The organism is Bacillus sp. YH3-2-B2, from assembly GCF_053663335.1.
Window position 1 is genome coordinate 581,453 of sequence record NZ_JBSJQE010000003.1, and the last position, 22,059, is coordinate 603,511.

Annotated in this window: 22 protein-coding genes and 1 other annotated feature; of the genes, 3 read left to right on the forward strand and 19 right to left on the reverse strand. The window is 46.3% G+C overall.

The annotated features are described in order from the left end of the window. Nucleotides 1–211 precede the first annotated feature (211 nt). Nucleotides 212–580 (reverse strand): DUF2294 domain-containing protein, encoded by a 369-nt coding sequence (locus tag ACWJJX_RS13090; RefSeq protein ID WP_003152783.1) that lies wholly within the window; start codon nucleotides 578–580, stop codon nucleotides 212–214. A gap of 306 nt (nucleotides 581–886) precedes the next feature. Here ACWJJX_RS13090 and fdhF point away from each other — a divergent pair, with 306 nt between their 5' ends. Then, nucleotides 887–3,829, forward strand: coding sequence for a formate dehydrogenase subunit alpha (gene fdhF / locus ACWJJX_RS13095; RefSeq protein WP_109955229.1), 2,943 nt, complete (start codon nucleotides 887–889; stop codon nucleotides 3,827–3,829). 17 nt (nucleotides 3,830–3,846) lie between these two features. After that, on the forward strand, nucleotides 3,847–4,338 hold the full coding sequence (locus tag ACWJJX_RS13100) for a DUF1641 domain-containing protein (protein ID WP_003152780.1): 492 nt from the start codon (nucleotides 3,847–3,849) through the stop codon (nucleotides 4,336–4,338). A 39-nt stretch (nucleotides 4,339–4,377) separates the two neighbouring features. On the opposite strand, the gene ACWJJX_RS13105 is transcribed toward ACWJJX_RS13100, so the two are convergent. The 5 genes from ACWJJX_RS13105 to ACWJJX_RS13125 form a co-directional block, all read right to left on the reverse strand. After that, entirely contained in the window at nucleotides 4,378–4,608 is a 231-nt protein-coding gene (locus ACWJJX_RS13105; protein WP_013353003.1) for a YrhC family protein, read from the reverse strand. Between the two features lie 83 nt (nucleotides 4,609–4,691). Then, nucleotides 4,692–5,834, reverse strand: a complete 1,143-nt coding sequence (locus tag ACWJJX_RS13110; protein WP_003152778.1) for a bifunctional cystathionine gamma-lyase/homocysteine desulfhydrase — start codon at nucleotides 5,832–5,834, stop codon at nucleotides 4,692–4,694. A gap of 1 nt (nucleotide 5,835) precedes the next feature. Next, complete coding sequence (locus tag ACWJJX_RS13115; RefSeq protein ID WP_172614858.1) at nucleotides 5,836–6,759, reverse strand: O-acetylserine dependent cystathionine beta-synthase; 924 nt, start codon at nucleotides 6,757–6,759, stop codon at nucleotides 5,836–5,838. Nucleotides 6,760–6,806: 47 nt separating this feature from the next. Next, entirely contained in the window at nucleotides 6,807–7,502 is a 696-nt protein-coding gene (mtnN, locus tag ACWJJX_RS13120) for a 5'-methylthioadenosine/S-adenosylhomocysteine nucleosidase (protein ID WP_101562301.1), read from the reverse strand. A 20-nt stretch (nucleotides 7,503–7,522) separates the two neighbouring features. Next, entirely contained in the window at nucleotides 7,523–8,164 is a 642-nt protein-coding gene (locus ACWJJX_RS13125) for a class I SAM-dependent methyltransferase (protein ID WP_015387960.1), read from the reverse strand. Nucleotides 8,165–8,347: 183 nt separating this feature from the next. Here ACWJJX_RS13125 and ACWJJX_RS13130 point away from each other — a divergent pair, with 183 nt between their 5' ends. Next, complete coding sequence (locus ACWJJX_RS13130) at nucleotides 8,348–8,551, forward strand: YrzA family protein (RefSeq protein ID WP_003152771.1); 204 nt, start codon at nucleotides 8,348–8,350, stop codon at nucleotides 8,549–8,551. A 39-nt stretch (nucleotides 8,552–8,590) separates the two neighbouring features. Here ACWJJX_RS13130 and ACWJJX_RS13135 read toward each other — a convergent pair whose 3' ends face one another. The 13 genes from ACWJJX_RS13135 to ACWJJX_RS13195 all read right to left on the reverse strand — a co-directional run bounded on the left by ACWJJX_RS13135 (nucleotide 8,591) and on the right by ACWJJX_RS13195 (nucleotide 21,876). Next, on the reverse strand, nucleotides 8,591–9,307 hold the full coding sequence (locus ACWJJX_RS13135) for a YrrS family protein (protein WP_071391566.1): 717 nt from the start codon (nucleotides 9,305–9,307) through the stop codon (nucleotides 8,591–8,593). 63 nt (nucleotides 9,308–9,370) lie between these two features. Continuing rightward, complete coding sequence (locus ACWJJX_RS13140) at nucleotides 9,371–11,125, reverse strand: peptidoglycan D,D-transpeptidase FtsI family protein (protein ID WP_369614559.1); 1,755 nt, start codon at nucleotides 11,123–11,125, stop codon at nucleotides 9,371–9,373. A gap of 52 nt (nucleotides 11,126–11,177) precedes the next feature. After that, nucleotides 11,178–11,651, reverse strand: a complete 474-nt coding sequence (gene greA, locus ACWJJX_RS13145) for a transcription elongation factor GreA (RefSeq protein WP_003152766.1) — start codon at nucleotides 11,649–11,651, stop codon at nucleotides 11,178–11,180. Nucleotides 11,652–11,904: 253 nt separating this feature from the next. Continuing rightward, complete coding sequence (udk, locus tag ACWJJX_RS13150; RefSeq protein ID WP_003152763.1) at nucleotides 11,905–12,540, reverse strand: uridine kinase; 636 nt, start codon at nucleotides 12,538–12,540, stop codon at nucleotides 11,905–11,907. A 6-nt stretch (nucleotides 12,541–12,546) separates the two neighbouring features. Then, nucleotides 12,547–13,815 carry a peptidase U32 family protein gene (locus ACWJJX_RS13155; RefSeq protein WP_003152759.1) on the reverse strand — a complete coding sequence of 423 codons (1,269 nt, stop codon included), beginning with the start codon at nucleotides 13,813–13,815 and terminating at the stop codon, nucleotides 12,547–12,549. Nucleotides 13,816–13,832: 17 nt separating this feature from the next. Continuing rightward, nucleotides 13,833–14,762, reverse strand: a complete 930-nt coding sequence (locus tag ACWJJX_RS13160; RefSeq protein ID WP_003152757.1) for a peptidase U32 family protein — start codon at nucleotides 14,760–14,762, stop codon at nucleotides 13,833–13,835. A 6-nt stretch (nucleotides 14,763–14,768) separates the two neighbouring features. Next, entirely contained in the window at nucleotides 14,769–15,422 is a 654-nt protein-coding gene (locus ACWJJX_RS13165) for an O-methyltransferase (protein ID WP_003152755.1), read from the reverse strand. A 151-nt stretch (nucleotides 15,423–15,573) separates the two neighbouring features. After that, nucleotides 15,574–16,665: an endolytic transglycosylase MltG gene (mltG, locus tag ACWJJX_RS13170; protein ID WP_014305487.1), complete on the reverse strand. Its 1,092-nt coding sequence runs from the start codon at nucleotides 16,663–16,665 to the stop codon at nucleotides 15,574–15,576. Nucleotides 16,666–16,776: 111 nt separating this feature from the next. Then, on the reverse strand, nucleotides 16,777–17,058 hold the full coding sequence (locus tag ACWJJX_RS13175; protein WP_003152751.1) for a DUF1292 domain-containing protein: 282 nt from the start codon (nucleotides 17,056–17,058) through the stop codon (nucleotides 16,777–16,779). Between the two features lie 12 nt (nucleotides 17,059–17,070). After that, the gene (ruvX, locus tag ACWJJX_RS13180; protein WP_003152750.1) at nucleotides 17,071–17,487 is read right to left on the reverse strand and encodes a Holliday junction resolvase RuvX; all 417 of its coding nucleotides are present in this window, start codon (nucleotides 17,485–17,487) and stop codon (nucleotides 17,071–17,073) included. Nucleotides 17,488–17,495: 8 nt separating this feature from the next. Then, nucleotides 17,496–17,762, reverse strand: a complete 267-nt coding sequence (locus ACWJJX_RS13185) for an IreB family regulatory phosphoprotein (RefSeq protein WP_003152749.1) — start codon at nucleotides 17,760–17,762, stop codon at nucleotides 17,496–17,498. A gap of 84 nt (nucleotides 17,763–17,846) precedes the next feature. After that, nucleotides 17,847–20,483, reverse strand: coding sequence for an alanine--tRNA ligase (gene alaS / locus ACWJJX_RS13190; protein ID WP_071391563.1), 2,637 nt, complete (start codon nucleotides 20,481–20,483; stop codon nucleotides 17,847–17,849). Between the two features lie 80 nt (nucleotides 20,484–20,563). Then, nucleotides 20,564–20,771 (reverse strand) — a binding site (T-box leader). Between the two features lie 43 nt (nucleotides 20,772–20,814). After that, nucleotides 20,815–21,876 carry an AI-2E family transporter gene (locus tag ACWJJX_RS13195; RefSeq protein WP_014305488.1) on the reverse strand — a complete coding sequence of 354 codons (1,062 nt, stop codon included), beginning with the start codon at nucleotides 21,874–21,876 and terminating at the stop codon, nucleotides 20,815–20,817. Between the last annotated feature and the right edge of the window lie 183 nt (nucleotides 21,877–22,059).

Sequence of the window (22,059 nt, forward strand, 5' to 3'; positions counted from 1 at the left end):
AAAAAAGGCAGCATTCAAACAGCCCGTCTAAAACGGGTTTGAATGCTGCCTAACTTGTATGCATACCCATACAACAATATCAAGCAGAATGAAAATATCAGCTATAGAAAATGTACAGATCATGCACACATTCCATAAAATTCGTCCTTAAGCCACTGCAGGCAGTTCATATCATATCAAATGTGACAATTTCGTGTCAATTGAATTTTTTTCAGCTTTTGATTTCTTCACGGCGCTCTTCAATTGTTCGGTCAAAGACAAATACAGACACCGCAATATTCTCTTCGATCTTGATGTCTGAAAACAGATGCACGAGCTTTGCTCCGATGAGCTCTTCCATTCCGTCAGGCGTTTGTTTTGAATACAGTTCCTGAATTAAGCTGGTCCGCGCCGCATGAACCATTTCTCTTCCTTCAGGCGTGCGTGCGATAAACTGCTCACTTGCGCTTAGATTGCCGTAAAGCGTTGATACCGCCATGTTATCCACAAAAACGGTGTGAATTCGTTCCGGCCCCTTTCCAAATAATTCTTTGCGCAATTTCCGGATAATATCGTTAAATTCATGAATTTTTTTAGACATATTGTCCCCTCCGATTTCAGCCTATGAAAGACATTCCCGGTTCCCCTTTGTGACATTTCACCTGGTTAAAGTTTTCCTTTCGTATTGTATTATAATAAATATCACCTTATAATAAAAGCAGTGAAGATGGATTTGTAATAGGAAACGTGTTATGAGTCTATCGTTTTATACAAATAGGATTGGTCTGTTAGTAAGACTTGCTAGTGAACTATTCCGCCATGCGTATTTATACCGTTCTCCGGACAGGAGGCCGGTATCTATGTGCATGGCTTTTTTTCGAGTTTAAAAGATGGAGGGGAATTGGAAGTGACAGACGTTCAGTCTATCCGTGTCAAAATTGACGGCACGGAGTATGAAGCACCAGAGGGGTCAAAGATTTTAGATATTTTAAACCAAAACGGAATTGAGATTCCGCAAATATGCCATGTACCGGAAGTAGATCCGATTCAAACATGTGACACCTGTATTGTTGAAGTAAACGGGAAATTGCAGCGCTCTTGTTCCACGGCTGCAGAAAACGGGATGTCCATCTCGCTTACGTCGGGAAGGGTAAAAGAGGCTCAGACAGAGGCCATGGACCGCCTGCTCGAGAATCACCTGCTTTACTGTACGGTATGCGATAACAACAACGGCAACTGCACACTGCATAATACAGCGGAAATGATGGGAATTGAGCATCAGAAATATCCGTATACGCCGAAAGATGATTCAAAGTGCGCGGTTGATATGTCTCACCCGTTTTACCGCTATGATCCGAACCAATGCATCGCCTGCGGCCAATGTGTGGAAGTGTGTCAAAACCTTCAGGTGAATGAGACCCTTTCAATTGATTGGGAGCGCGACCGCCCGCGGGTCATTTGGGATGAAGGCGTCGCCATTAATGAATCATCCTGCGTCAGCTGCGGCCAATGTGTCACTGTCTGCCCTTGTAACGCACTGATGGAAAAATCAATGCTCGGCCAAGCCGGATTTATGACAGGAATAAAAGAAGATATCATGGAACCGATGATTGATTTAGTGAAAAATGTTGAACCCGACTATACAAGCATCTTCGCCGTGTCAGAAGTGGAAGCGGCTATGCGCGATAAACGGACGAAAAAAACAAAAACAGTCTGCACGTTCTGCGGCGTCGGATGCTCTTTTGAAGTATGGACAAAAGGCCGTGACATCCTTAAAATTCAGCCTGTTTCCGATGCTCCGGTTAACGCGATTTCCACTTGTGTGAAAGGGAAATTCGGCTGGGACTTCGTGAATTCGGAAGAACGGATTACAAAACCGCTTATCCGGAAAAACGGCGCATTTGTTGAATCGTCATGGGAAGAAGCTCTTGATCTTGTCGCTTCAAGACTCGGTTCGATCAAGGCCGAACACGGAAATGGTTCTGTCGGTTTTATTTCTTCTTCTAAAATTACGAATGAAGACAACTACGTTATTCAAAAATTAGCGCGTCAAGTATTTGAAACCAACAACGTGGATAACTGTTCACGCTACTGCCAGTCACCGGCAACGGACGGCTTATTCCGCACAGTCGGTATGGGCGGTGACGCCGGCACAATTAAAGATATCGCAAAAGCGGGCCTCGTGCTCATCGTCGGCGCCAATCCGGCAGAAGGACATCCGGTTCTAGCCACACGCGTGAAACGCGCCCATAAGCTGCACGGACAAAAATTAATTGTTGCCGATCTGCGCAGAAATGAAATGGCTGAACGGTCCGACCTCTTTATCAGCCCGAAACAAGGGACTGACCAAGTCTGGCTCATGGCAGTGACAAAATATATGATTGACCAAGGCTGGCACGATCAAGCGTTTATTGATGAGAATGTCAACTACTTTGAAGATTATAAAGAAACGCTGAAAAAGTATACATTAGAATATGCGGAGCGCATCACCGGACTTTCTCAGGATACGATCATCCGCATTGCCGAAATGATTCGTGATGCAGACGGCACTTGTGTTCTTTGGGGCATGGGCGTTACCCAGAATACAGGCGGCTCTGATACATCAGCGGCGATTTCCAATCTGCTGCTTGCCACAGGAAACTACCGCCGCCCGGGCGCCGGAGCCTATCCGCTGCGGGGACATAACAACGTTCAAGGCGCTTGCGATATGGGAACTCTTCCAGGCTGGCTTCCGGGGTATCAGCATATTACCGATGATGCGGCACGCGCTAAATTCGAAAAAGCTTACGGTGTTGAAATTGGCGGCAAGCCGGGTCTTGATAATATCGAAATGCTCCATGCGATTGAAGAAGGAAACATGAAAGCCATGTATCTTGTCGGTGAAGATATGGCGCTCGTCGATTCAAACGCCAACCATGTTCATGACATTTTATCCAGCCTTGATTTCTTTGTTGTGCAGGATATTTTCCTTTCAAGAACGGCGCAATACGCGGATGTCATCCTGCCTGCGGTTCCATCTCTTGAAAAAGACGGAACATTTACAAACACAGAGCGTCGTGTACAAAGATTGTATCAGGCGCTTCCGACACTAGGCGATGCCAAACCCGACTGGTGGATTATTCAGGAAGTCGCCAATCGTTTAGGCGCTGATTGGAATTACACGCATCCAAGCGACATTTTCTCAGAAATGGCAAGCCTTTCTCCGCTGTTCGGAAAAGCAAGCTACGACGTTCTTAGCGGCTGGAACAGCTTCCTGTGGGGAAGCTTTACGGGAGAAAGCACTCCGCTTCTTTATGAAGACGGCTTTAACTTCCCGGACAAAAAGGCCCGTTTTGCGCTGAGCGATTGGGTGGAGCCTGCCGTATTCCCTGAAGAATATGACCTGCATATTAACAACGGACGGATGCTTGAACATTTCCACGAAGGAAACATGACAAACAAATCGAAGGGCATTCAGTCTAAAGTGCCGGATGTATTTGTTGAAGTATCGCCGGAGCTCGCGGCTGAACGCGGAATTTGCGACGGAACAATGATCCGGCTCGTCTCTCCTTTTGGGGCGGTTAAATTGAATGCGCTTGTGACAGACCGTGTCCGCGCAAATGAGCTTTATCTGCCGATGAACTCTACAGATAAAGATTCTGCGATTAATTTCCTGACCGGGCCTGCGTATGATTCACGGACACATACACCTGCCTATAAACAGACAAAAGTCCGCATGGAAGTGCTCGGTTCCTGTGATACACCGCCGCTTCCGAAAACGAATCCGCGGAACAAAAAACGTCATCCGCAAAACGGTGTGGAAGCTCAGCGAAAATGGAACCGTCCGGGCTATGTGCACTTAACTGATTAAGGAAAGGGGGAAACATTATGGCAAGCCCAATTACTGAAATTCAAAAAGAAACGAAAACAGAGGAACAGCTGAAAGCTGAAAAACTGGAAGAACTGAAGACGCTTCTCGCAGAAAATGAAGAAGCCGTCGCGAAAACGATGTCTATTATGGCAGAGCTGAATGGCTTGGGCATTTTTGATGCCGCCGGCTATATGCTCCAGGCAAAAGAGGAGATTGCCAAAATCGCACTCGGACAGATTTCCCGGGAACCTGTCACCAATCTTCTGAATACGATGATGGCCGCGGGAGGCGCGCTGTCAAAAGCTGATCCCGAATTTATGGGCAGACTTTTAGAAAGCGCCATGGCCGGGACGGATCAGGCGCAAAGATTTTTAAAAGAGGACAGGAAAGTCAGTATGTTTGAACTGATGAAAGCCGTCGGTGATCCTGATATTAACCGCGCGCTCGGCTTCGGGCTGCAGTTTTTAAAAGGAATGGGAAAAGAATTACGCGAAACCCCGTCTGAATAAGAAATGAAAAAGCCATTGTCAAAAGACAATGGCTTTTTTTTATTCATCGGCCTCTTCCAGCCTCTTTTTATAAATAAGTGAACGGTCAACGCAGAAATAAGCGCCCGCTAAAAATGCACAATCCGTTACAAACATCAGCATTTTCTGGCCCGCAGTCAGCCCTTGTCCGGGAAGAACCGCGCCGATATAAATGAAGGTGCTGACTGCAAGCAGAATAAATGCGTAATGCTTAAAATCTTCTATTAATGATTTCAGTCTTTTCTTCTCCATATAAGGTCACCTGCCAGTTTTATAGTCTACCAACATTATAATACAAGCTGACAGCCGACAGAGAATGTAAATCTATCCATTCTTTATAAAAGGGAATCAAGCGCCTGTTTCACATCCGCCGTTAAATCCTCAGTATCCTCAATACCGACTGAGATCCGTACGAGCCCGTCGGTAATGCCAAGCGCAAGCCGGCGGTCGCGCGGGATCGAAGCGTGCGTCATTCTGGACGGCACGGAGATTAAGCTTTCAACCGCTCCTAAGCTTTCAGCGATTGTAAACAGGTTCAATTTTTCTAAAAATGCGTCGACGCGTTCACTGCTGCCGATATCAAAGGAAATCATTCCGCCGAAACCGGAGCTTTGCGCTTTTGTCAGCTCATGGCCCGGATGTTTCGCTGATCCCGGATAGTAGAGCGTCTGAACGGCATCATGCGCTTCAAGCAGCTCGGCGATTTTCCCGGCGCTGTGATTGATGGCATCCATTCTGAGTCCGAGTGTTTTAATGCCTCTCATTAAAAGCCATGAATCCTGCGGTCCTAAAACGCCGCCCGTTGAGTTTTGCACGTAATGAAGCTTTTCACCGAGCTCTTTATCAGCCGTCACGACTAAGCCGCCGACGACATCACTGTGGCCGCCGAGATATTTTGTCGCGCTGTGCAGCACGATGTCCGCGCCAAAGCTGAGCGGTTGCTGGAAATACGGCGTGTAAAATGTATTATCGACGATAAGCAATACGCCCGCTTCTTTTGCGATGTCAGACATCAGTTTGAGGTCAGTCACTTTCAATAGCGGGTTTGTCGGTGTTTCGATATAAATGGCTTTCGTATTCGGGCGAATGGCCTTTTTGACTTTTTCTTCACTGCTCGTATCAACAAAGTCCGCTTCAATGCCGAAGCGGTTCAGCACACCTGTCATCACCCGGTAAGTGCCGCCGTATACATCATCCGTCAAAATAACATGATCGCCGCTGTCAAACAGCATCATGACGGCAGTAATCGCAGCCATGCCTGAGCCGAACGCATATCCCGCCGCGCCGCCTTCAAGCTCCGCAATTAAGCTTTCAAGCGCCGTCCGCGTCGGATTGGCCGTTCTTGAATATTCATAACCCGTGTGCTCGCCCGCTTTCGGCTGCCGGTACGTGCTTACTTGATAAATCGGTACGGAAACCGCTCCTGTCTTTTCATCTCCCGTAATTCCTCCGTGCACCATCAGCGTTTTTTTCTTCATCTTACTGACCTCCTTGAAAAATGTTTTTGCTTATATATCGATCGCTGCCGTCAGGGAAAATAGTGACGATATTTGATCCGGCGGGCGCTTTTTTCGCTTCTTCAAGCGCTGCATAAAGAGCCGCCCCTGAAGAGCTTCCGATTAAGAGGCCTTCTTTCTCGGCCGCTTCTCTGACAAGCGAAAACGCCGTATCGTCTTCCACTGTGTAAATGGCGTCAAAATGGTTCTCGTCCATATATTCCGGGATAAACTCCATGCCGATGCCTTCCGTTTTATGGGCATGCGGCTCTCCTCCGTTCAGGATCGAGCCTTCCGGTTCAACGATCACCGTTTTGACAGCAGGATTTTTCTCTTTTAAATAAGCTGCCGTACCGGCAAAGGTGCCGCCGGAACCCGCTCCTGCGACAAAGGTGTGGATATCCCCGCCGAGCGCGTTCCATATTTCGGGTCCAATCGTTTTATAGTAAGTCAATGGATTTACTCGGTTTTCAAATTGCAGAACGGCATAAGAATTACTAATCTCCCTCTCCAGTTCAAGCGCTTTTCGAATGGCTCCCTGCATACCTTCTTCTCTCGGCGTATGCACGATGTCCGCTCCGAGAGCTTTCATAATTTGCTGCTTTTCTCTGCTGAAATGCTCCGGGACGCAAAAAACGGCGCGAAGCTGATGCTTTCTGGCGCACAGAGCGAGTCCGATCCCGGTGTTTCCGGCAGTCGCTTCGATGATAACGCCGCCCGGTTTCACCTTTCCCGTGCGAAGCGCATCTTCAATGAGCATCCCGCCCAGCCTGTCTTTAATGCTTCCGCCCGGATTCATCATCTCAAGTTTAGCATAAACCGCTGTTCCCTCCGGTATATCAAAATGCTTGAGACGGAGCAGCGGTGTATTTCCGATCAGTTCTGTAATATCTGTTATCACGTTCAATATATGTCCTCCTCCTGGAAAAGCGGAGGAGAACGAGAATCCCCCGCTTAGTGAATTCGTTTGATGACATTCAGGACAAGCTCAGTTGAATGAACGGCAGCCTGTTCTAAAAATTTATCAAATGAAACGTCAGATTCTTTTCCGGCAATATCAGATAAAGCTCTGATGACAACAAAAGGCGTTTTGAACTGGTGGCACACCTGTGCGACAGCCGCAGCTTCCATTTCAACCGCGTACAAATCCGCAAATTTGGCGCGTACGTCTTCAACCCGCTTCGGATCATTCATAAAAGAATCTCCCGTAGCGATTGTGCCTTTGGCGACTTGAATGCCGTTCAGTTCAGAAACCGCTTCCTCAGTAATACTGATCAGCTTTTCATCAGCTTTGTATGCTGCCGGAAGACCCGGCACCTGTCCGTATTCATAGTCAAACGCCGTCACATCCACGTCATGATGGCGGACATCTGTTGAGATGACGATGTCGCCTACATTCAATGTATGATGAAAACCGCCCGCTGAGCCTGTGTTAATCACATAATCAGGTTTGAAACGGTCAAGCAGAAGCGTCGTGCTGATCGCGGCGTTGACTTTTCCGATCCCCGATTTCAGCAAGATAACTTCGACGCCTTCATAGCTGCCCGTCGTAAACTCACAGTGAGCGATCATCTCTTGTTTTGCGTCTTTCAGTTTGCTTCTTAAAATCGTAACTTCCTCTTCCATTGCTCCGATGACTGCCAGTTTCATTTATACACAATCCCTTCGATTTACCGTTTAATCGCCTCCATTATCCAGACAAAGTCATTTTGCTGCGTAAACCGCGCGGCAAATCCCTCTTCTGAAAAGATGTTTTTCATTGTCCCGAGTGTCGGATAATGTTCCGTCTTTAAATCGTCCGCTAATTGATGATAGCCGTTTCGGATTGCTTTTTTAATTGTTTCATCATAAGCTTCATGATCTTTAAAGACGGTATCGGCAAACACTATTTTATCATGCTTCTGAAGGATTGTGCCATATTGCTTTACAGCCGCTTGCTTTTCTTCATCGGTTAAATGATGAAAGGCGTACGAGCTGACGATGGTATCTATTTGAAAAGGCGGAGCGGGAAACTCCAGAAAATCTCCGTCACTGAACACGGCTTTGTCAGAAAGCTTGTCAGCCGCCAGTTTTCTCATTGACGGAGACGGTTCTACACCAAACACCTTTTTGTTCGCGGCGGCTAATTTCGCCGTTAAATTCCCTGTGCCCGGTCCGAACTCTAAAACGTTTGAACCCGAAAGTGCGACGATGCTGTCAAGAATATTGTCATACCCTTTAAAAACAGCGGCATATTGTTTGTCTGCCCCGTGCACTGTGGCATCATAAGTCGCTGCCCAATCTTCAAATAATGGAATAAATTCACGGCCCATATTTTTCACTCTCCATAATTTATAATTCCTATGAGTATAGTATGGATTAATCGTGGAACAGTTCCTATCCTATCACAAAAAAGAATGGAAGGGTACTAAAATACTTTGGGATTATTGCTCAATTACGGCAGAAAGGCTTATACTTTCATTGACTCAGAAGAAAAATCAGGAGGATCTGTACTGATGAATTTTCAATTGGATTTAATCAAAGATAAAGTAGAATTTTTCGAAGCGGCATCTTTGCAGGAGCTTGAAAAGAAAATAAACGTTCAGATTGAAAACAACCAGGCGATTATGCTTCGCGTCCGTTCTGTATCCCATCAAGTGACGGCCGTTGACGGCAGAATCCTTTACAGCGCGTCGGTGCATTTTTCAGCTGACGTATGACAGAAAAAAGCAGCTGAATAATCAGCTGCTTTTTTGCGGTTATTTTAACGTTTCTACTTTTGTCGGCTTCCAGCCTTTTTTGTCTTTCCAAGTGATGGTGACCTGATACTTTTTGCCGTTCGTTTTGTCTAAAACTTTACCCTTCGCATCTTGCGGGCTTCCATTGTTTCCGAGCCACAGCACTGTCATGTGATCTTTTGACACGCCTGTTGCGTAAGAGATGGCGTCAAGCATTTCGGACCAGTCTTCAGAGCTTGAGTCATACGTCGCCGCATGTTCTCCCGTCTGCTTTGTGCCGACCGCTTTCCATTTTGGGTTAACAATTGTTTTCTCGACTTCGCTTGATGAGCCGCCCTCTGTTATCTTTGCCCCTTTAAAAGGATCGCTTGAATCAGAGTCTTTTTTGCTGCTGTCATCACTTTTCGATGAATCATCGTCTTTTTTGCTGTCAGAGTCTGAAGATGAATCAGATGTGTCCTTATCCTGTTTATCTTTTTTGTCATCGTCTGATGCCTTATCTTTTTTGCTGTCTTTTATGTCTTCATCGGATGTCTGCTTCGTCTTGCCTGATGCAGGTGTTTCCTGCTTCTGGCTCGTGTCCGCTTTTTCGCTCACGTCGCTCGACGGACTGTTGATGAAGAGGCTGACTGCAACGACGACAATGAGAATAGATACGATAGCAATTAAAATGTTAAGCACCATATTTGCTTTTCTGCGCTTATCACGGTTTTCAAAACGAGATTGTTTATTGCTCAATCATTCTGCACTCCTTTATCCCTCTTGCTCAGCATATATTTTAACATGGGCTGAGCGGTTGTTCTATGTCTGATTTGTTTCATTTTCATGTACCTTTTTAACAATATCATAAAACACTGTATTTGTCAGAGCCTTATCCCCCGGCGTGTCCATGTGCAGCACCACGAGAGCGTATTTCGGCTTGTCCGCGGGAAAGTATCCCGCAAACCATTTGTGGTAAAGCGTCTGTTTTTCTTTTGTGAACATTCCCGTCTGGGCCGTTCCCGATTTGCCTGCTATCTCATACGGCAGATCCTGAAACCTTCGGCCGGTTCCTTTCGGTGAGGTGACGACTTCTCTGAGAATTTTTTGAAGCTGCTGCGCCGTATATTTGTCGATGTTTTCCCCTTTTAACGGCTGATCTCTGAATGACGCCATCGTCGTTTTGTTTTTGTATTCAATTTTGTCCGCGATTTTGACTTGTTTTTTTTCACCGCCGCGCGCGATCGCCGCCATCATATTGGCGACTTCAAGAGGCGTGACTTTCACGTTTTTTTGCCCGATCGCCGTCTGTGCGACGGCTTTTTTTACGGTTTTGTCTTTGTCATCTCCCCAAATGACCCCGCTTTTTTCATTATACAGCTGCCTGAATCCGTCTTCCCGGTACAGCTTGCCTTCCCAGCCCGCCCGCTGTGTGAGACCTAGTTTTTCCGCCATGTTTTCAATAACGGAATCATCTTTTTTGATCAATTTTTCCGCAAGACTTGTAAACGTATAATTGCAGCTTTGGGCAAAGCTTTCTCCAAAACTGAGCGTGCCTTTGTCATCCCCCGGCTCTCCGTACAGGTTGAGATTGCAGTTAAAGGATGTGCCCGGCTTCACTTCGTTTTGTTCTATTGCGGCTGCGGCAATCACCGTTTTAAACACTGATCCCGGATAAATCGGCGTCAGCATGTAATTTTGCAGTGTCTGCTGCTTTGACATGTCGGCGTCAGGCTTTGATACCATTCCGAGCACACTGCTTTTTTCAATGTCTAAAAGGACGGCTCCCCCCTTTTTTAACCCGCGGTCTTTCAATACATCTTCCATTGCTTTTTGAATATTGCGGTCGATGGAGGTTTTGACTTGCAGCGGATAAAACGCGTTTGCTTCAGCCGTATATTTGACGTCCATTCCGAATAAAGGGTTTCCCCTTCCGTCGACATGATACAAAAGTTTTGTGTCCTGATCCGCCAGTAAAAACTCATCAAACGTCCGCTCCATCCCGCTTGTCCCGATTTTTGCCGTGATCGGCAGTTCCTTCCTCCCGGGGTATTTCTTTTTCAAAAGCTCAGGGTCCTGGTTTGTCGCGCCCAACAGATGAGCGGCTATGTTTGTTTCTTTGCTGTCTTTCATATATACGCCGTAAATGCCGGGATATTTCAAAGAATTGATATTTGCCACGGATTGTTTCGTCAGATGTTTTATTTTTCTGCTGTTCAGGATCACCGGTTTTTTTGCTTCCGTGAGCAGCTGCCTGAGCTCCCCCTGTTTCATTCCGAGAATGTCTGATACCCGGTCAACCGGCCAATCCTGCGTCACGAGAAAGGGAAACAGTATGACGGCAGGCTGCTTTTTTCCGGTCAGCTCTTTGCCGTTCCGATCAAGAAAAGAGCCGCGTCCGTCTGAAATAAGGACTTCTTCCGTCCGCTGCTTGACGCTTTCCTGAATCAGATTAATATTGGATTTTGAAAAAGATTCTGTAAAAAACAGCTGAATTTCAGCCAGCCTAGCAAGCAGAAAGAAAAACACGAGCAGAAAACAAATCACGGCCGTTTTCAGCCTTTTTGATACGATCATAAAAAACACCTCATCCACATTTTGGACGAGGTGTTTCATTGTTAAACGGATCTTATGAAATTTTCACAATTTTCACGAGCATTTCTCCGCCCGGCGTCTGAACTGTCACTTCTTCGTCCACTTTTCTGCCGAGCAGGCTTTTTGCGATTGGCGAGTCGTTTGAGATTTTTCCTTCAAACGGATCAGCTTCAGCGCTTCCGACAATCGTGTAAGATTCTTCTTCACCGTCGGGCAATTCGATGAATGATACGGTTTTTCCCAAACCGACTACATTTGAACCGCCGTCATCCTCGATGATTTTCGCATTGCGGATCATGTTTTCAAGCGTCGTGATGCGCCCTTCCACAAATGCCTGTTCTTCTTTTGCGGAATCATACTCAGAGTTCTCTGACAGATCTCCGAAGCTTCTTGCGATTTTAATGCGTTCTACTACTTCTTTACGTTTAACCGTTTTCAATTGCTCTAATTCTTGTTCAAGTTTTTGTTTTCCTTCGTGAGTCATCGGAAAAACTTTTTCTTGTGCCATGTTCCTTCACTCCTTGGTGGTTGTCCCTCAACAATAACGTGTGATTATGTATGAGAGCATAAACGAAAAAATCAAGAATGAGAACACAGGGCAGTCCTCGTTCTTCTCTCCCATATAGGTACTGTTTATCTTAAACTGAATGTGTGTTTTCTGCAAATGTTTCGGTTTATAAACAGGGAAAGAAGGGAACTGTCTCATTCCCTTCCAGCCTATACATAATATGGTCTGAGTTATTTATGTCTATGCTATGGTATTACAAAATTGCATTTTGTTCAAGGATCGTTTGAATCTTCGTGACCATCAGATCAATTGCGACGTGGTTTTGTCCGCCTTCCGGAATAATGATGTCCGCGTAGCGTTTCGTCGGTTCAACAAACTGATTGTGCATCGGTCTGACGACGGACACATACTGCTCAATGACAGAATCGATTGAACGGCCTCTTTCGTTAATATCTCTCATAATCCGTCTGATGATACGGAGATCCGCGTCCGTGTCCACATAAAGTTTCATATCCATGAGGTCGCGAAGTCTTTTATCTTCGAGGACGAGAATGCCTTCCAGAATAATGACATCCTTCGGCTCAACCGGAATGGTTTCCTCAGAACGCGTATGCAGTTTATAATCATAAATCGGCTTTTCTATCGGCCGGTAATTCAAAAGCTCTTGAATATGCTCGATTAAATAGTCATTATCAAATGCGAGCGGGTGATCATAGTTTGTGTTCAGCCTTTCTTCAAACGGAAGATGGCTTTGGTCTTTATAATAAAGGTCTTGCTGGATCATTAAAATCGAGTGTCCTTTAAACTGTTCATAGATGGAACGGGTGACGCTTGTTTTTCCTGATCCGGACCCTCCTGCGATGCCTATAACTACAGGACTCTTACCCATTGGTGATTACTTCCCCTTTCTCATCATGTTGCTCGGATAAATCTTTTTGTCTACTTTAAATGTAACGATTTGCAGGGGATGGCGGGCAGCATCAAGCTCGTTTCCGTCTTCGTCCCAAATAGTGCCGATTGTGAATGTGAAATTGTCGATTTCAGGACCGAAAAATTCCACTTCGTCACCTTGTTTAAAGAAATTGCGCTGCTGGAGCGTCACCATTTGAGTTTCCTCGTTATACGCGAGCACGAGACCGGCAAAATCAAATGTTGTTTTCTTTCCGTGTTCGCCGAACATCTGCTCTTCATACCCGGGCGTGCCTTCAAAGAAAGCAGGCGCGGTATCCCGGTTTGCACATTTGTCCAGCTCATCCAGCCATTCTTTTTGAATGACAAAGTTTTCAGGATCAGCGCAGTATGCGTCGATGACTTTGCGATACACGCTGACAACCGTCGCAACGTAATGAATCGATTTCATCCGGCCTTCAATTTTCAGGCTGTCGATACCCATCTCGATCATTTGCGGAATGGATTCAATCAATTTTAAATCTTTCGGGCTCATCGCAAACGGAGCGTCTTCTTCGTCATAGAGCGCGACCGCGTTTGCACCGTCTGTCTGATACAGATCATAATCCCAGCGGCAGGACTGACAGCAGCCGCCGCGGTTGGAATCCCGGGCCGTCATGTGATTGCTCAGCACGCATCGTCCTGAATAAGCGATACACATAGCGCCGTGGATAAAGGTTTCAATTTCAATATCCACCTTTTCCTTCATTTCTTTAATTTCCAGTCCGCTCGTTTCACGGGCAAGCACCACGCGGTCAAGCCCTTCTTCTTTCCAGAACTGCACCGCTTTCCAGTTTGAAAGGGACTGCTGTGTGCTGAGGTGAATTTCTACGTCCGGGGCCACTCTCCGGCATGTTTCAATAATCAGCGGATCAGCGACGATAATTCCGGCAACTTTTGCGTCTCCCAACGCTTTTAAGTATTCTTCCAGACCGTCCATATTTTCATTATGGGCGAAAATGTTTGTTGTCACATATATTTTTGCCCCGTATTTTTTGGCAAATTCTACGCCCTCTGCGATTTCTTCTATTGAGAAGTTATCCGCATTTGAGCGGAGTCCGTATTCCTGTCCTCCGATAAAAACCGCGTCCGCTCCGTAATGAACAGCAATTTTTAATTTTTCAAGGTTTCCTGCCGGAGCAAGGAGTTCAGGTTTTTTCGTAATGACGCGTTTTCCGTTTACGACTTTGGAAATGGTTTGATTTACGGCTGTCATCCGTTGCACCCTCCTTTTTAATAGACCGTTTCTTTAAAGAAGAATCCTGTGTCGATGCTTCTGTTCACAGGCTGAATGCTTTCAATCCGCTCTATCCAGCTCTCTTTTTTCTCTTCGTATGTCTCTCGGCTTTCGAAGCACAGATCGATTGCTTCTCTGTACATGCGGGTCACTTCAGTTAAGTATTCAGGAGACTTCAAAACTCCGTCGATTTTGAAAGAATCGATGCCGGCGTCCATCAGGTCCTCTAATTCATCAATCATGCACACATCGTTCGGGCTCATGATGTGCGTGCCGTTTTCATCTTCAAAAATCGGGTATTTATTGCCCCGTTCCTTGTCATGCAGAAACATTCCCGCTTCTTTTTTCTTCTGTTCGATGTCCATGACTTTTCCCTGGTATTCGAAGTAATGGCCCACTAGTGAACGCTTCGATTGGAACATGCACGTCATGCCGTGGATTTGAATTTCAATTTCCACTTCGGCGTTCTCTTTTATGTCAATGATGCTGTCCATATTTAATTCCTTAGCCAGCACTGCCCGCCGTGCGCCTTTGCGTCCCCAGTAATTGCAGGAATAGTAGTTGGTACCCGTTGTTTCCGTGCTCCAGTGCAGTTTGAGATCGGGAGCCGCTTCACGCGCCGCCATTAAAACGGCCGGATCACCGAAAACAGCCGCATCAACGCCGGCCTCCTGCAAAAAGGCAAGATAGCCGTTCAGCTCGTCCACTTTTTCGTTGTGAAAAATAGCATTGACGGCGGCGTACACTTTCGCGCCTTCCTGATGAGCTGTCTTTACGGCTTCTTTTATATCTTCTCTTGAAAATTCACCGGCCAGTCTCAGGCCGTATCTCTGTTCTCCGACTAACAGGGCCGTTGCGCCCGCTTGAATGAGCGGAAGAATATCCTGTACAGAAGTCGGAGTCACCAAAAGTTCAGGTTTTTTCATGATCATTCACCTCTTCTTTTTACTGATGGCGATGCCGTCTCCGACCGGAAGTATGACCGTTTGATAGTCAGGCCGGTTCATCAGCCATTGGTTATATTGATCAATTTTTTCAACAAGCTTCCGTCTTCTTTTCGGCTCAATGTCCGAGTGATTTTGTGCCACCAGTCCTTTAAACAGAACATTGTCCGTAAAAATGACTCCATCCGGCGCAAGCATCGGTTCATAGAGCTCAAAAAAGTTCGTGTACTGGCCTTTGGCCGCGTCGATAAAAATGGCATCATAAGGAGCCGTGACACGGACAGACTCAGAAAGTTCCAGCGCATCCCCGTGCATTACGTGAATCCGTTTTTCCATTTCAAAGTCTTTTATATTGTTCACAGCTTCTTCATAGCGTTTGTCGTCCCGTTCAATCGTGTAAATATTCGCATCCGGAAGCTCAAGCGCCATCCGTATGGCGGAATATCCGATTGCCGCGCCGATTTCCAAAATGTTTTTCGCCTGTTGAATCGACAGCATTTGAAGCAGCACTTCAATGCCCGCTTCTTCCATAATCGGAACATGGTGCTCTTTTGCATAGGCTTCAAGCTTTTTCACTTTATCAGGCCGAGGCTTCAGCATCGCGTTTATATACTCGTTTATTTGTTCATACCGATCATTCACGGCAAACAGCCTCCGTTCTAAAAAGGAGTGCCCCTGACGAATCCGCGGGGACACTCTCTTAAGACACTTCTTTATCCATAAGTAAACAACCCGATATATTTTATCATAAAACCTTTCAGAATGGAATAAAAGGAGAGCTTTTGCCCTCCTTTTATTCGCTGTCTTTTTTGGAAATATACTTTTCCTTCGCTTTATTATGGTCTTTTAATGTTTTGGTGAAAACGACCTCGCCGTTTGATTTTGCAAGGAAATAGAGATAATCCGTTTTGTCAGGGCGGAGAGCCGCTTCCCATGATGAATCACCGGCATTTGCAATCGGTCCCGGCGGCAGCCCCTTATGTTTATACGTATTAAACGGAGAATCAATTTTCAGGTCTTTGTAGTAGACCCGGCTTTTATGCTTACCGGCCGCATATAATACCGTCGGGTCAGTCTGCAGCGGCATTTTTTCTGCAAGCCTGTTGTAAAAAACGCTGGCGATTTTGTGACGGTCGGCTTTGGCGGTGGCTTCTTCTTCAATAAGCGATGCCATCGTCAGCGCGTTATGGACGGAAAGTTTCTTTTTTTCCAGTTCAGATTTATACGTTTCGATACGGGTGTTTGTTTCCTGAACCATTGCCGTCAAAATCGTGTCAAGCGATGCATCCGGATCATTAAACGGATATGTGGCCGGATACAGATAGCCTTCGAGCGGATGCTTGAGCTTCTTGTTTGAAAGTGCGTCCGTTATTGTATCAGGAAACTGTTTTTTCAGTTTGCCGATGAATGTTTTGTCATCCAGTTTTGCCATGATCTCTTCTTTTGAATATGATGTTTCTTTTGCGATCGCATCCGCAATCTGTGTAAGCTGTTTTCCTTCAGGAACGGAGATCTGAAAGGCATATCCCGTTGATCCCGCGGTCAGTTTTTTGATAATCGCATCCGCATCCATTCCTTTATTCAGGTGGTAAAATCCCGCCTGAAACCCGGAAGCGCCTTTATACTTCACATACAGCTGAAATGCTTTTTTGCTTTTGATGACATGCTGATCCTCAAGAATTTCAGCGATTGCCGAAACGGAAGAACCGCTCGGAATATTAATATTGACTGCCGTTTTGCTGCCTTTGTCAACCGGGGACAGCAGAGATTTTCCATAGAAAAAAGCACCGCAAATGATGATAAGCAGAGCGATCACGGAGGACAGTATTATCGTTGTTTTTTTGTTTTTACGCGGAAATGAATTTTTAGTCTGATTGATATTCATACAAGTATTTTCCTCCCAACAGCTCTTATACTACATGATTCATGTGCATTCGGCAATTTATTACAAAAAAAAAGCCGAAGCGCATATGCGCTCCGGCTTTTTCCGTTCATTTTATTCTTCGTCTTCTTCCGCTAAAAACGTGTTCAGCGTTTCTTCGATCATTTCCCACTCTTCATCGGTTTCAATCGGCATCAGTTCGCCGTCTTCACCGTTTTCGTTCGGTTCGAAGCTTGAAGCGTGAATTTCGATTTCATCATCGTCTTGAGCATCAATCGGATAATAAAGTACGTAAGATTTGTTGAATGTGTCGTTTTCAAATGTGAACAGCACTTCGCAAAGCTGTTCGTTGCCTTGATCATCGACAATTGTAATATGTTTTTCGCCGTGTTCCATTTCTTTCACCTCTTAGTTTAAACTGTCCAGATATCCTTGAAGGATCATGACAGCCGCCATTTTATCAATGACTTTTTTTCGTTTTTGCCTGCTGACGTCAGCCGCGATCAGCATTTTTTCAGCCGCCATCGTCGTCAGACGCTCGTCCCACAGCACAACAGGGACATTGTACGCTGTTTCAAGCAGTTTCGCAAATGTTTGGCTGGCTTCGCCTCTCGGACCGATCGTCCCGTTCATGTTTTTCGGAAAACCGAGCACGATCTTCTCTACATTATAGTCTTTCATCAGCTCGGATAAACGGTCCAGACCGTAATCTCCTTCAGCCTCGTTTATTTTTATCGTCTCAATGCCCTGAGCGGTCCAGCCCATTTCATCGCTTAAAGCTACGCCGAGTGTTTTCGTTCCAAGATCAAGTCCCAATATTCTCATGAATGTATTTACGCCTCTTTATGCTGTTCTAGATAGGATTTTACCAATTCCTCGATTAATTCGTCACGTTCCAGTTTGCGAATTAAGTTCCGGGCGTCGCGATGCCTAGGAATGTATGCAGGATCTCCAGACAGCAAGTATCCGACAATCTGGTTGATAGGATTGTACCCCTTTTCCTGAAGCGCATCATATACCGTAATCAGCACTTCTTCGACGTTTGTTTCAGCAGAATCATCGGAGAAATTAAATTTCATCGTTTTATCAAACGAGCTCACCGTTTTGCACCTCTTTCCCAAATTCGCAGGCAAAGTTCAGCCTGAGGTCCTCATCTTATCATCATTCTACACTAGTTGAAAGGATTATAAAACGGATTTTATCCAATCTTCCGCAGATGCGAGCGCCTCTTCCAATTTTTCAGGCTGCTTTCCGCCGGCCTGCGCCATGTCCGGACGGCCTCCGCCTCCGCCTCCGCAGACTTCAGCCGCTTGTTTGACCATTTTGCCGGCGTGAAGGCCTTTTTCGATCAGGTCTTTCGTCACGCCTGCTGAAAGGTTGACTTTCTCGTTTTGCACGGCGCCGAGAATGATGACCGCAGAACCGAGCTTCGCTTTCAGATCATCCACCATAGTGCGAAGGTGGTTCATGTCTTTCGCATTTACTTTTTCAGCCAGCACTTTTACGCCGCCGATGTCTTTTACTTTAGACAGAATGGCTCCGGCTTCCACATTGCCAAGTTTGCTGAGCAATGATTCATTTTCTCTTTGCGCTTCCTTCAGCTCTGCTTGAAGAGACTGAATTCGCTTCGGTACGTCTTTTACGTTTGATTTCAGCTCGTCCGCAGCGTGCTGCAGAAGGCTGAGCTGGCTGTTCATTTCCTGATAAGCGCCTTTTCCTGTTACGGCTTCGATTCTTCGCGTACCTGCGCCGATCCCTGATTCGGATACGATTTTAAACAGACCGATTTCAGCCGTATTCGTGACATGGCATCCGCCGCAAAGCTCAAGGCTGTAATCTCCGACTTGTACGACGCGGACGATATCGCCGTATTTCTCGCCGAACAGGGCCATCGCGCCCATTTCTTTCGCTTCATTGATCGGTTTCAAATCAATCGCTACCGGAATGCTCTCCCAGATTTTTTCGTTGACGATTCCTTCAATGCGTTCAAGTTCTTCTTTTGTCACTTGACCGAAATGAGAGAAGTCAAAACGCAGACGATTTTCGGTAACGAGTGAACCCGCTTGGTTGACATGTGTGCCGAGAACGTCTTTCAGCGCCTGGTGCAGAAGGTGGGTTGCTGTATGGTTTTTCACCACGCCGCTTCTCATTTGATCTTCAACTTCAGCCGTCACGCTTGCGCCTTTTTGAATCGTGCCGCTATCCACCGTGCCTTCGTGTACATGCTGACCGTTCGGAGCTTTTTTCACGTCCTTAATGGTTACGACAGCCTGCTCGCTTCTCAGCACTCCTCTGTCACCGATCTGTCCGCCGCTTTCAGCATAGAAAGGCGTTTTGTCGAGAAGGATTTGGACGGTATCCCCTTCCTGCGCCTCGCTGATTAATTGACCGTCATGAAGAAGCTCGATTACCTTCGCTTCAGCTTTTACGGAACTGTAGCCGACAAATGTGCTTTCTGCGGTAATGTCGCGCAATGCGCCGCCCTGCACCTGCATGCTTCCTACATCTTGGCGCGCATTTCTCGCCCGTTCACGCTGTTTTTCCATTTCGGCTTCAAAGCCTTTATGGTCAACCTTCATTTGCTCATCTTCCGCGTATTCCTCCGTCAATTCAACCGGGAATCCGTATGTATCGTACAGTTTGAATACGTCTTTTCCGGAGATGATGCCGCTGCCTTTTTCCTTCTCTTTCTTTATCACGTCGGATAAAATGGCCAGACCTTCGTTTAATGTTTCATGGAAGCGCTCTTCCTCCGTTTTGATGACTTTGGCGATAAACTCTTGCTTTTCTTTCACCTCCGGATAGAAAGCGTCCATAATTCCTGCAACAGTCGGAACCAGCTCGTACATAAACGGACGGCTGATACCGATGGTTTTCGCGTATCGCACCGCCCGGCGCAAGAGGCGTCTCAGTACATACCCGCGCCCTTCATTTGACGGCAGAGCTCCGTCGCTTACCGCAAATGCGACCGTTCTGATATGATCGGCGATCACTTTAAAGGCCGTATCCTTCACTGCATCCTTTCCGTAAGTATCTCCGGAAATACGCTCTGTTGCTTCAATAATCGGCATAAACAAATCAGTGTCAAAGTTTGTCGGGACGTCCTGAATCACGGAGACCATCCGTTCAAGCCCCATGCCCGTATCAATGTTTTTCTTCGGAAGCGGTGTGTACGTGCCGTCCGGGTTGTGGTTGAACTCTGAGAATACCAGGTTCCACACTTCAAGATAGCGGTCATTTTCGCCGCCCGGATACAATTCAGAATCTGACGGATCATTGCCGTATTTCTCGCCGCGGTCATAGAAAATTTCTGTATTCGGTCCGCTCGGGCCTTCGCCGATATCCCAGAAGTTCCCTTCCAGACGGATGATTCTTTCTTCCGGAACGCCGATTTTTTCCGCCCATAGCGTATAAGCTTCTTCATCCTCAGGGTGAACCGTTACAGACAACAGCTCCGGATCAAAGCCGATCCACTTTTCGCTCGTTAAAAACTCCCAAGCCCACGTGATGGCTTCTTCTTTAAAATAATCACCGATGGAAAAATTTCCGAGCATCTCAAAGAACGTGTGGTGGCGCGCCGTTTTCCCCACATTTTCAATATCATTTGTGCGGATTGATTTTTGCGCGTTTACAATTCTCGGATTCTCCGGCACAACGCGGCCGTCAAAGTATTTTTTCAGCGTCGCAACGCCGCTGTTGATCCATAATAAAGACGGATCTTCATGCGGAACCAATGAGGCGCTCGGTTCAACGGCATGGCCTTTTTCTTTAAAGAAATCTAAAAACATTTGACGCACTTCAGCAGAAGTTAAGTGTTTCATCTATATTCCTCCTTATCACTACCCGAAATTCTCTTTTGCGACAGCAAAAAAGCTCTCTCCCTATGCAAACCATGCGTTCACACAGGGACGAGAGCTGTCTCGCGGTACCACCCTGATTACAGGCCGAAAAAGGCCTGTCACCTTTCATCCCGTAACGCAGGATTGCGGCAGCCTTTAACTGCACTCAGGATTAGCTTCGGCCGATCTTCTGCTGAAGCTCCTTTCAGCGTATCGGAGCTTCTCTCTTAAACAGGGCTTCGGCGTACTCATATCCGTCACTCGAGATTCGTATGTATTCTACTCGAAATTATAGACAAGCAGAACCCGAATGTCAATGTTCCGTCCTGATCCGCAAAAAGTGAATGGCCGTCACTTTTAAAACGGCTGCCGCCGGAACAGCGAGAATCATGCCGGGAATGCCCGCGAGCTCCCCTCCGGCAAGAAGCGCAAGCATGATCACGACGGGGTGCATCCTGAGACTTCGGCCGACAATGAGCGGGCTCAAAATGTTTCCTTCTATAAATTGAAGAATAAAAATCGTGACGATTACGATGATCACAGCCTTGGAGGAAATCGCCAGCGAAAGGAGCAGCGCCGGCACAGCGCCGATAAACGGACCGAAATACGGGATGACATTCGTAATCCCGATGGCAAGGCCCAAAATCAGCGGGTAAGGAAGCCCGAACAGCCAAAATGAAACGCCGGCTATGAACCCGAGCAAAAAACAAACGAGAAGCTGACCGCGGATGTAATCACCGAGAGAGTCGTCCACATCCCGCAGAAATTCACTCCCCCTTTTTCTCCAGGATTTCGGCGTCAAATACCAGACCGTCTTTTTCATAACGTCTATATCCTTCACCATATAGAACACGAGAAAAGGAATCGTCGCCGCGATCAGGATATAATCAAGCACGAAACGGATGCTTCTGATCGTGCTTTCAATCGTGCCGGCAAGAAACGTTTCTGTCTGCTGAATCATTTTGTCCATCCGATGGTGCATGCCGTCAGGCCAATGATCCGTGTGATTATGCAGATGCCTCAGCATGCTGTTGTAGTTTTCGGCCAGACCGGGAATGCTCTCAGACAGATCCTGCAGCTGTTCAATTAAAACAGGAACCCCTTTATAAACCCCCCAGCCGATTCCGCCGAAAAACAGGCAATAAATCAGAAGCAGGCTTAAAGTTCTAGGCATCCCTTTTCTATGAAGCCATTCAGTAATCGGAAGTAAAAGATAAGCAATAAATACTGCGATGAATATAGGAATAAAGAGAGATTTTATAACAAGCCAAATGGGAGACCATAACATATCGAGCATGCAAAAGACATACACTGTTAACAAAACGAGCAGACATACAGCCGTCCACATTAAGAGCTGCAGCGGTTTTTGAAGCATGACGTTTCACCTCTTGCTTTATCTTTTGACAGAAAGCCGGAATTATTCCCGATTCATAAACTCCGCCTTATGACGCAGACCTCTTGACGGAAATAATTATCAGAAATTACGAAATAGTCTAACTAATATTCATAAAAGTCTGTATAACCATCGTAATGTGTTAAAGGATTTCAAAACTGTCCA

Excerpts from the sequence above, each read along its gene's own strand:
- ACWJJX_RS13090 (WP_003152783.1), bottom strand. The coding sequence starts at position 580 with ATGTCTAAAAAAATTCATGAATTTAACGATATTATCCGGAAATTGCGC.
- ACWJJX_RS13100 (WP_003152780.1), top strand. The coding sequence starts at position 3,847 with ATGGCAAGCCCAATTACTGAAATTCAAAAAGAAACGAAAACAGAGGAA.
- ACWJJX_RS13105 (WP_013353003.1), bottom strand. The coding sequence starts at position 4,608 with ATGGAGAAGAAAAGACTGAAATCATTAATAGAAGATTTTAAGCATTAC.
- ACWJJX_RS13110 (WP_003152778.1), bottom strand. The coding sequence starts at position 5,834 with ATGAAGAAAAAAACGCTGATGGTGCACGGAGGAATTACGGGAGATGAA.
- mtnN (WP_101562301.1), bottom strand. The coding sequence starts at position 7,502 with ATGAAACTGGCAGTCATCGGAGCAATGGAAGAGGAAGTTACGATTTTA.
- ACWJJX_RS13125 (WP_015387960.1), bottom strand. The coding sequence starts at position 8,164 with ATGGGCCGTGAATTTATTCCATTATTTGAAGATTGGGCAGCGACTTAT.
- ACWJJX_RS13130 (WP_003152771.1), top strand. The coding sequence starts at position 8,348 with ATGAATTTTCAATTGGATTTAATCAAAGATAAAGTAGAATTTTTCGAA.
- ACWJJX_RS13140 (WP_369614559.1), bottom strand. The coding sequence starts at position 11,125 with ATGATCGTATCAAAAAGGCTGAAAACGGCCGTGATTTGTTTTCTGCTC.
- greA (WP_003152766.1), bottom strand. The coding sequence starts at position 11,651 with ATGGCACAAGAAAAAGTTTTTCCGATGACTCACGAAGGAAAACAAAAA.
- udk (WP_003152763.1), bottom strand. The coding sequence starts at position 12,540 with ATGGGTAAGAGTCCTGTAGTTATAGGCATCGCAGGAGGGTCCGGATCA.
- ACWJJX_RS13155 (WP_003152759.1), bottom strand. The coding sequence starts at position 13,815 with ATGACAGCCGTAAATCAAACCATTTCCAAAGTCGTAAACGGAAAACGC.
- ACWJJX_RS13160 (WP_003152757.1), bottom strand. The coding sequence starts at position 14,762 with ATGAAAAAACCTGAACTTTTGGTGACTCCGACTTCTGTACAGGATATT.
- mltG (WP_014305487.1), bottom strand. The coding sequence starts at position 16,665 with ATGAATATCAATCAGACTAAAAATTCATTTCCGCGTAAAAACAAAAAA.
- ACWJJX_RS13175 (WP_003152751.1), bottom strand. The coding sequence starts at position 17,058 with ATGGAACACGGCGAAAAACATATTACAATTGTCGATGATCAAGGCAAC.
- ruvX (WP_003152750.1), bottom strand. The coding sequence starts at position 17,487 with ATGAGAATATTGGGACTTGATCTTGGAACGAAAACACTCGGCGTAGCT.
- alaS (WP_071391563.1), bottom strand. The coding sequence starts at position 20,483 with ATGAAACACTTAACTTCTGCTGAAGTGCGTCAAATGTTTTTAGATTTC.
- ACWJJX_RS13195 (WP_014305488.1), bottom strand. The coding sequence starts at position 21,876 with ATGCTTCAAAAACCGCTGCAGCTCTTAATGTGGACGGCTGTATGTCTG.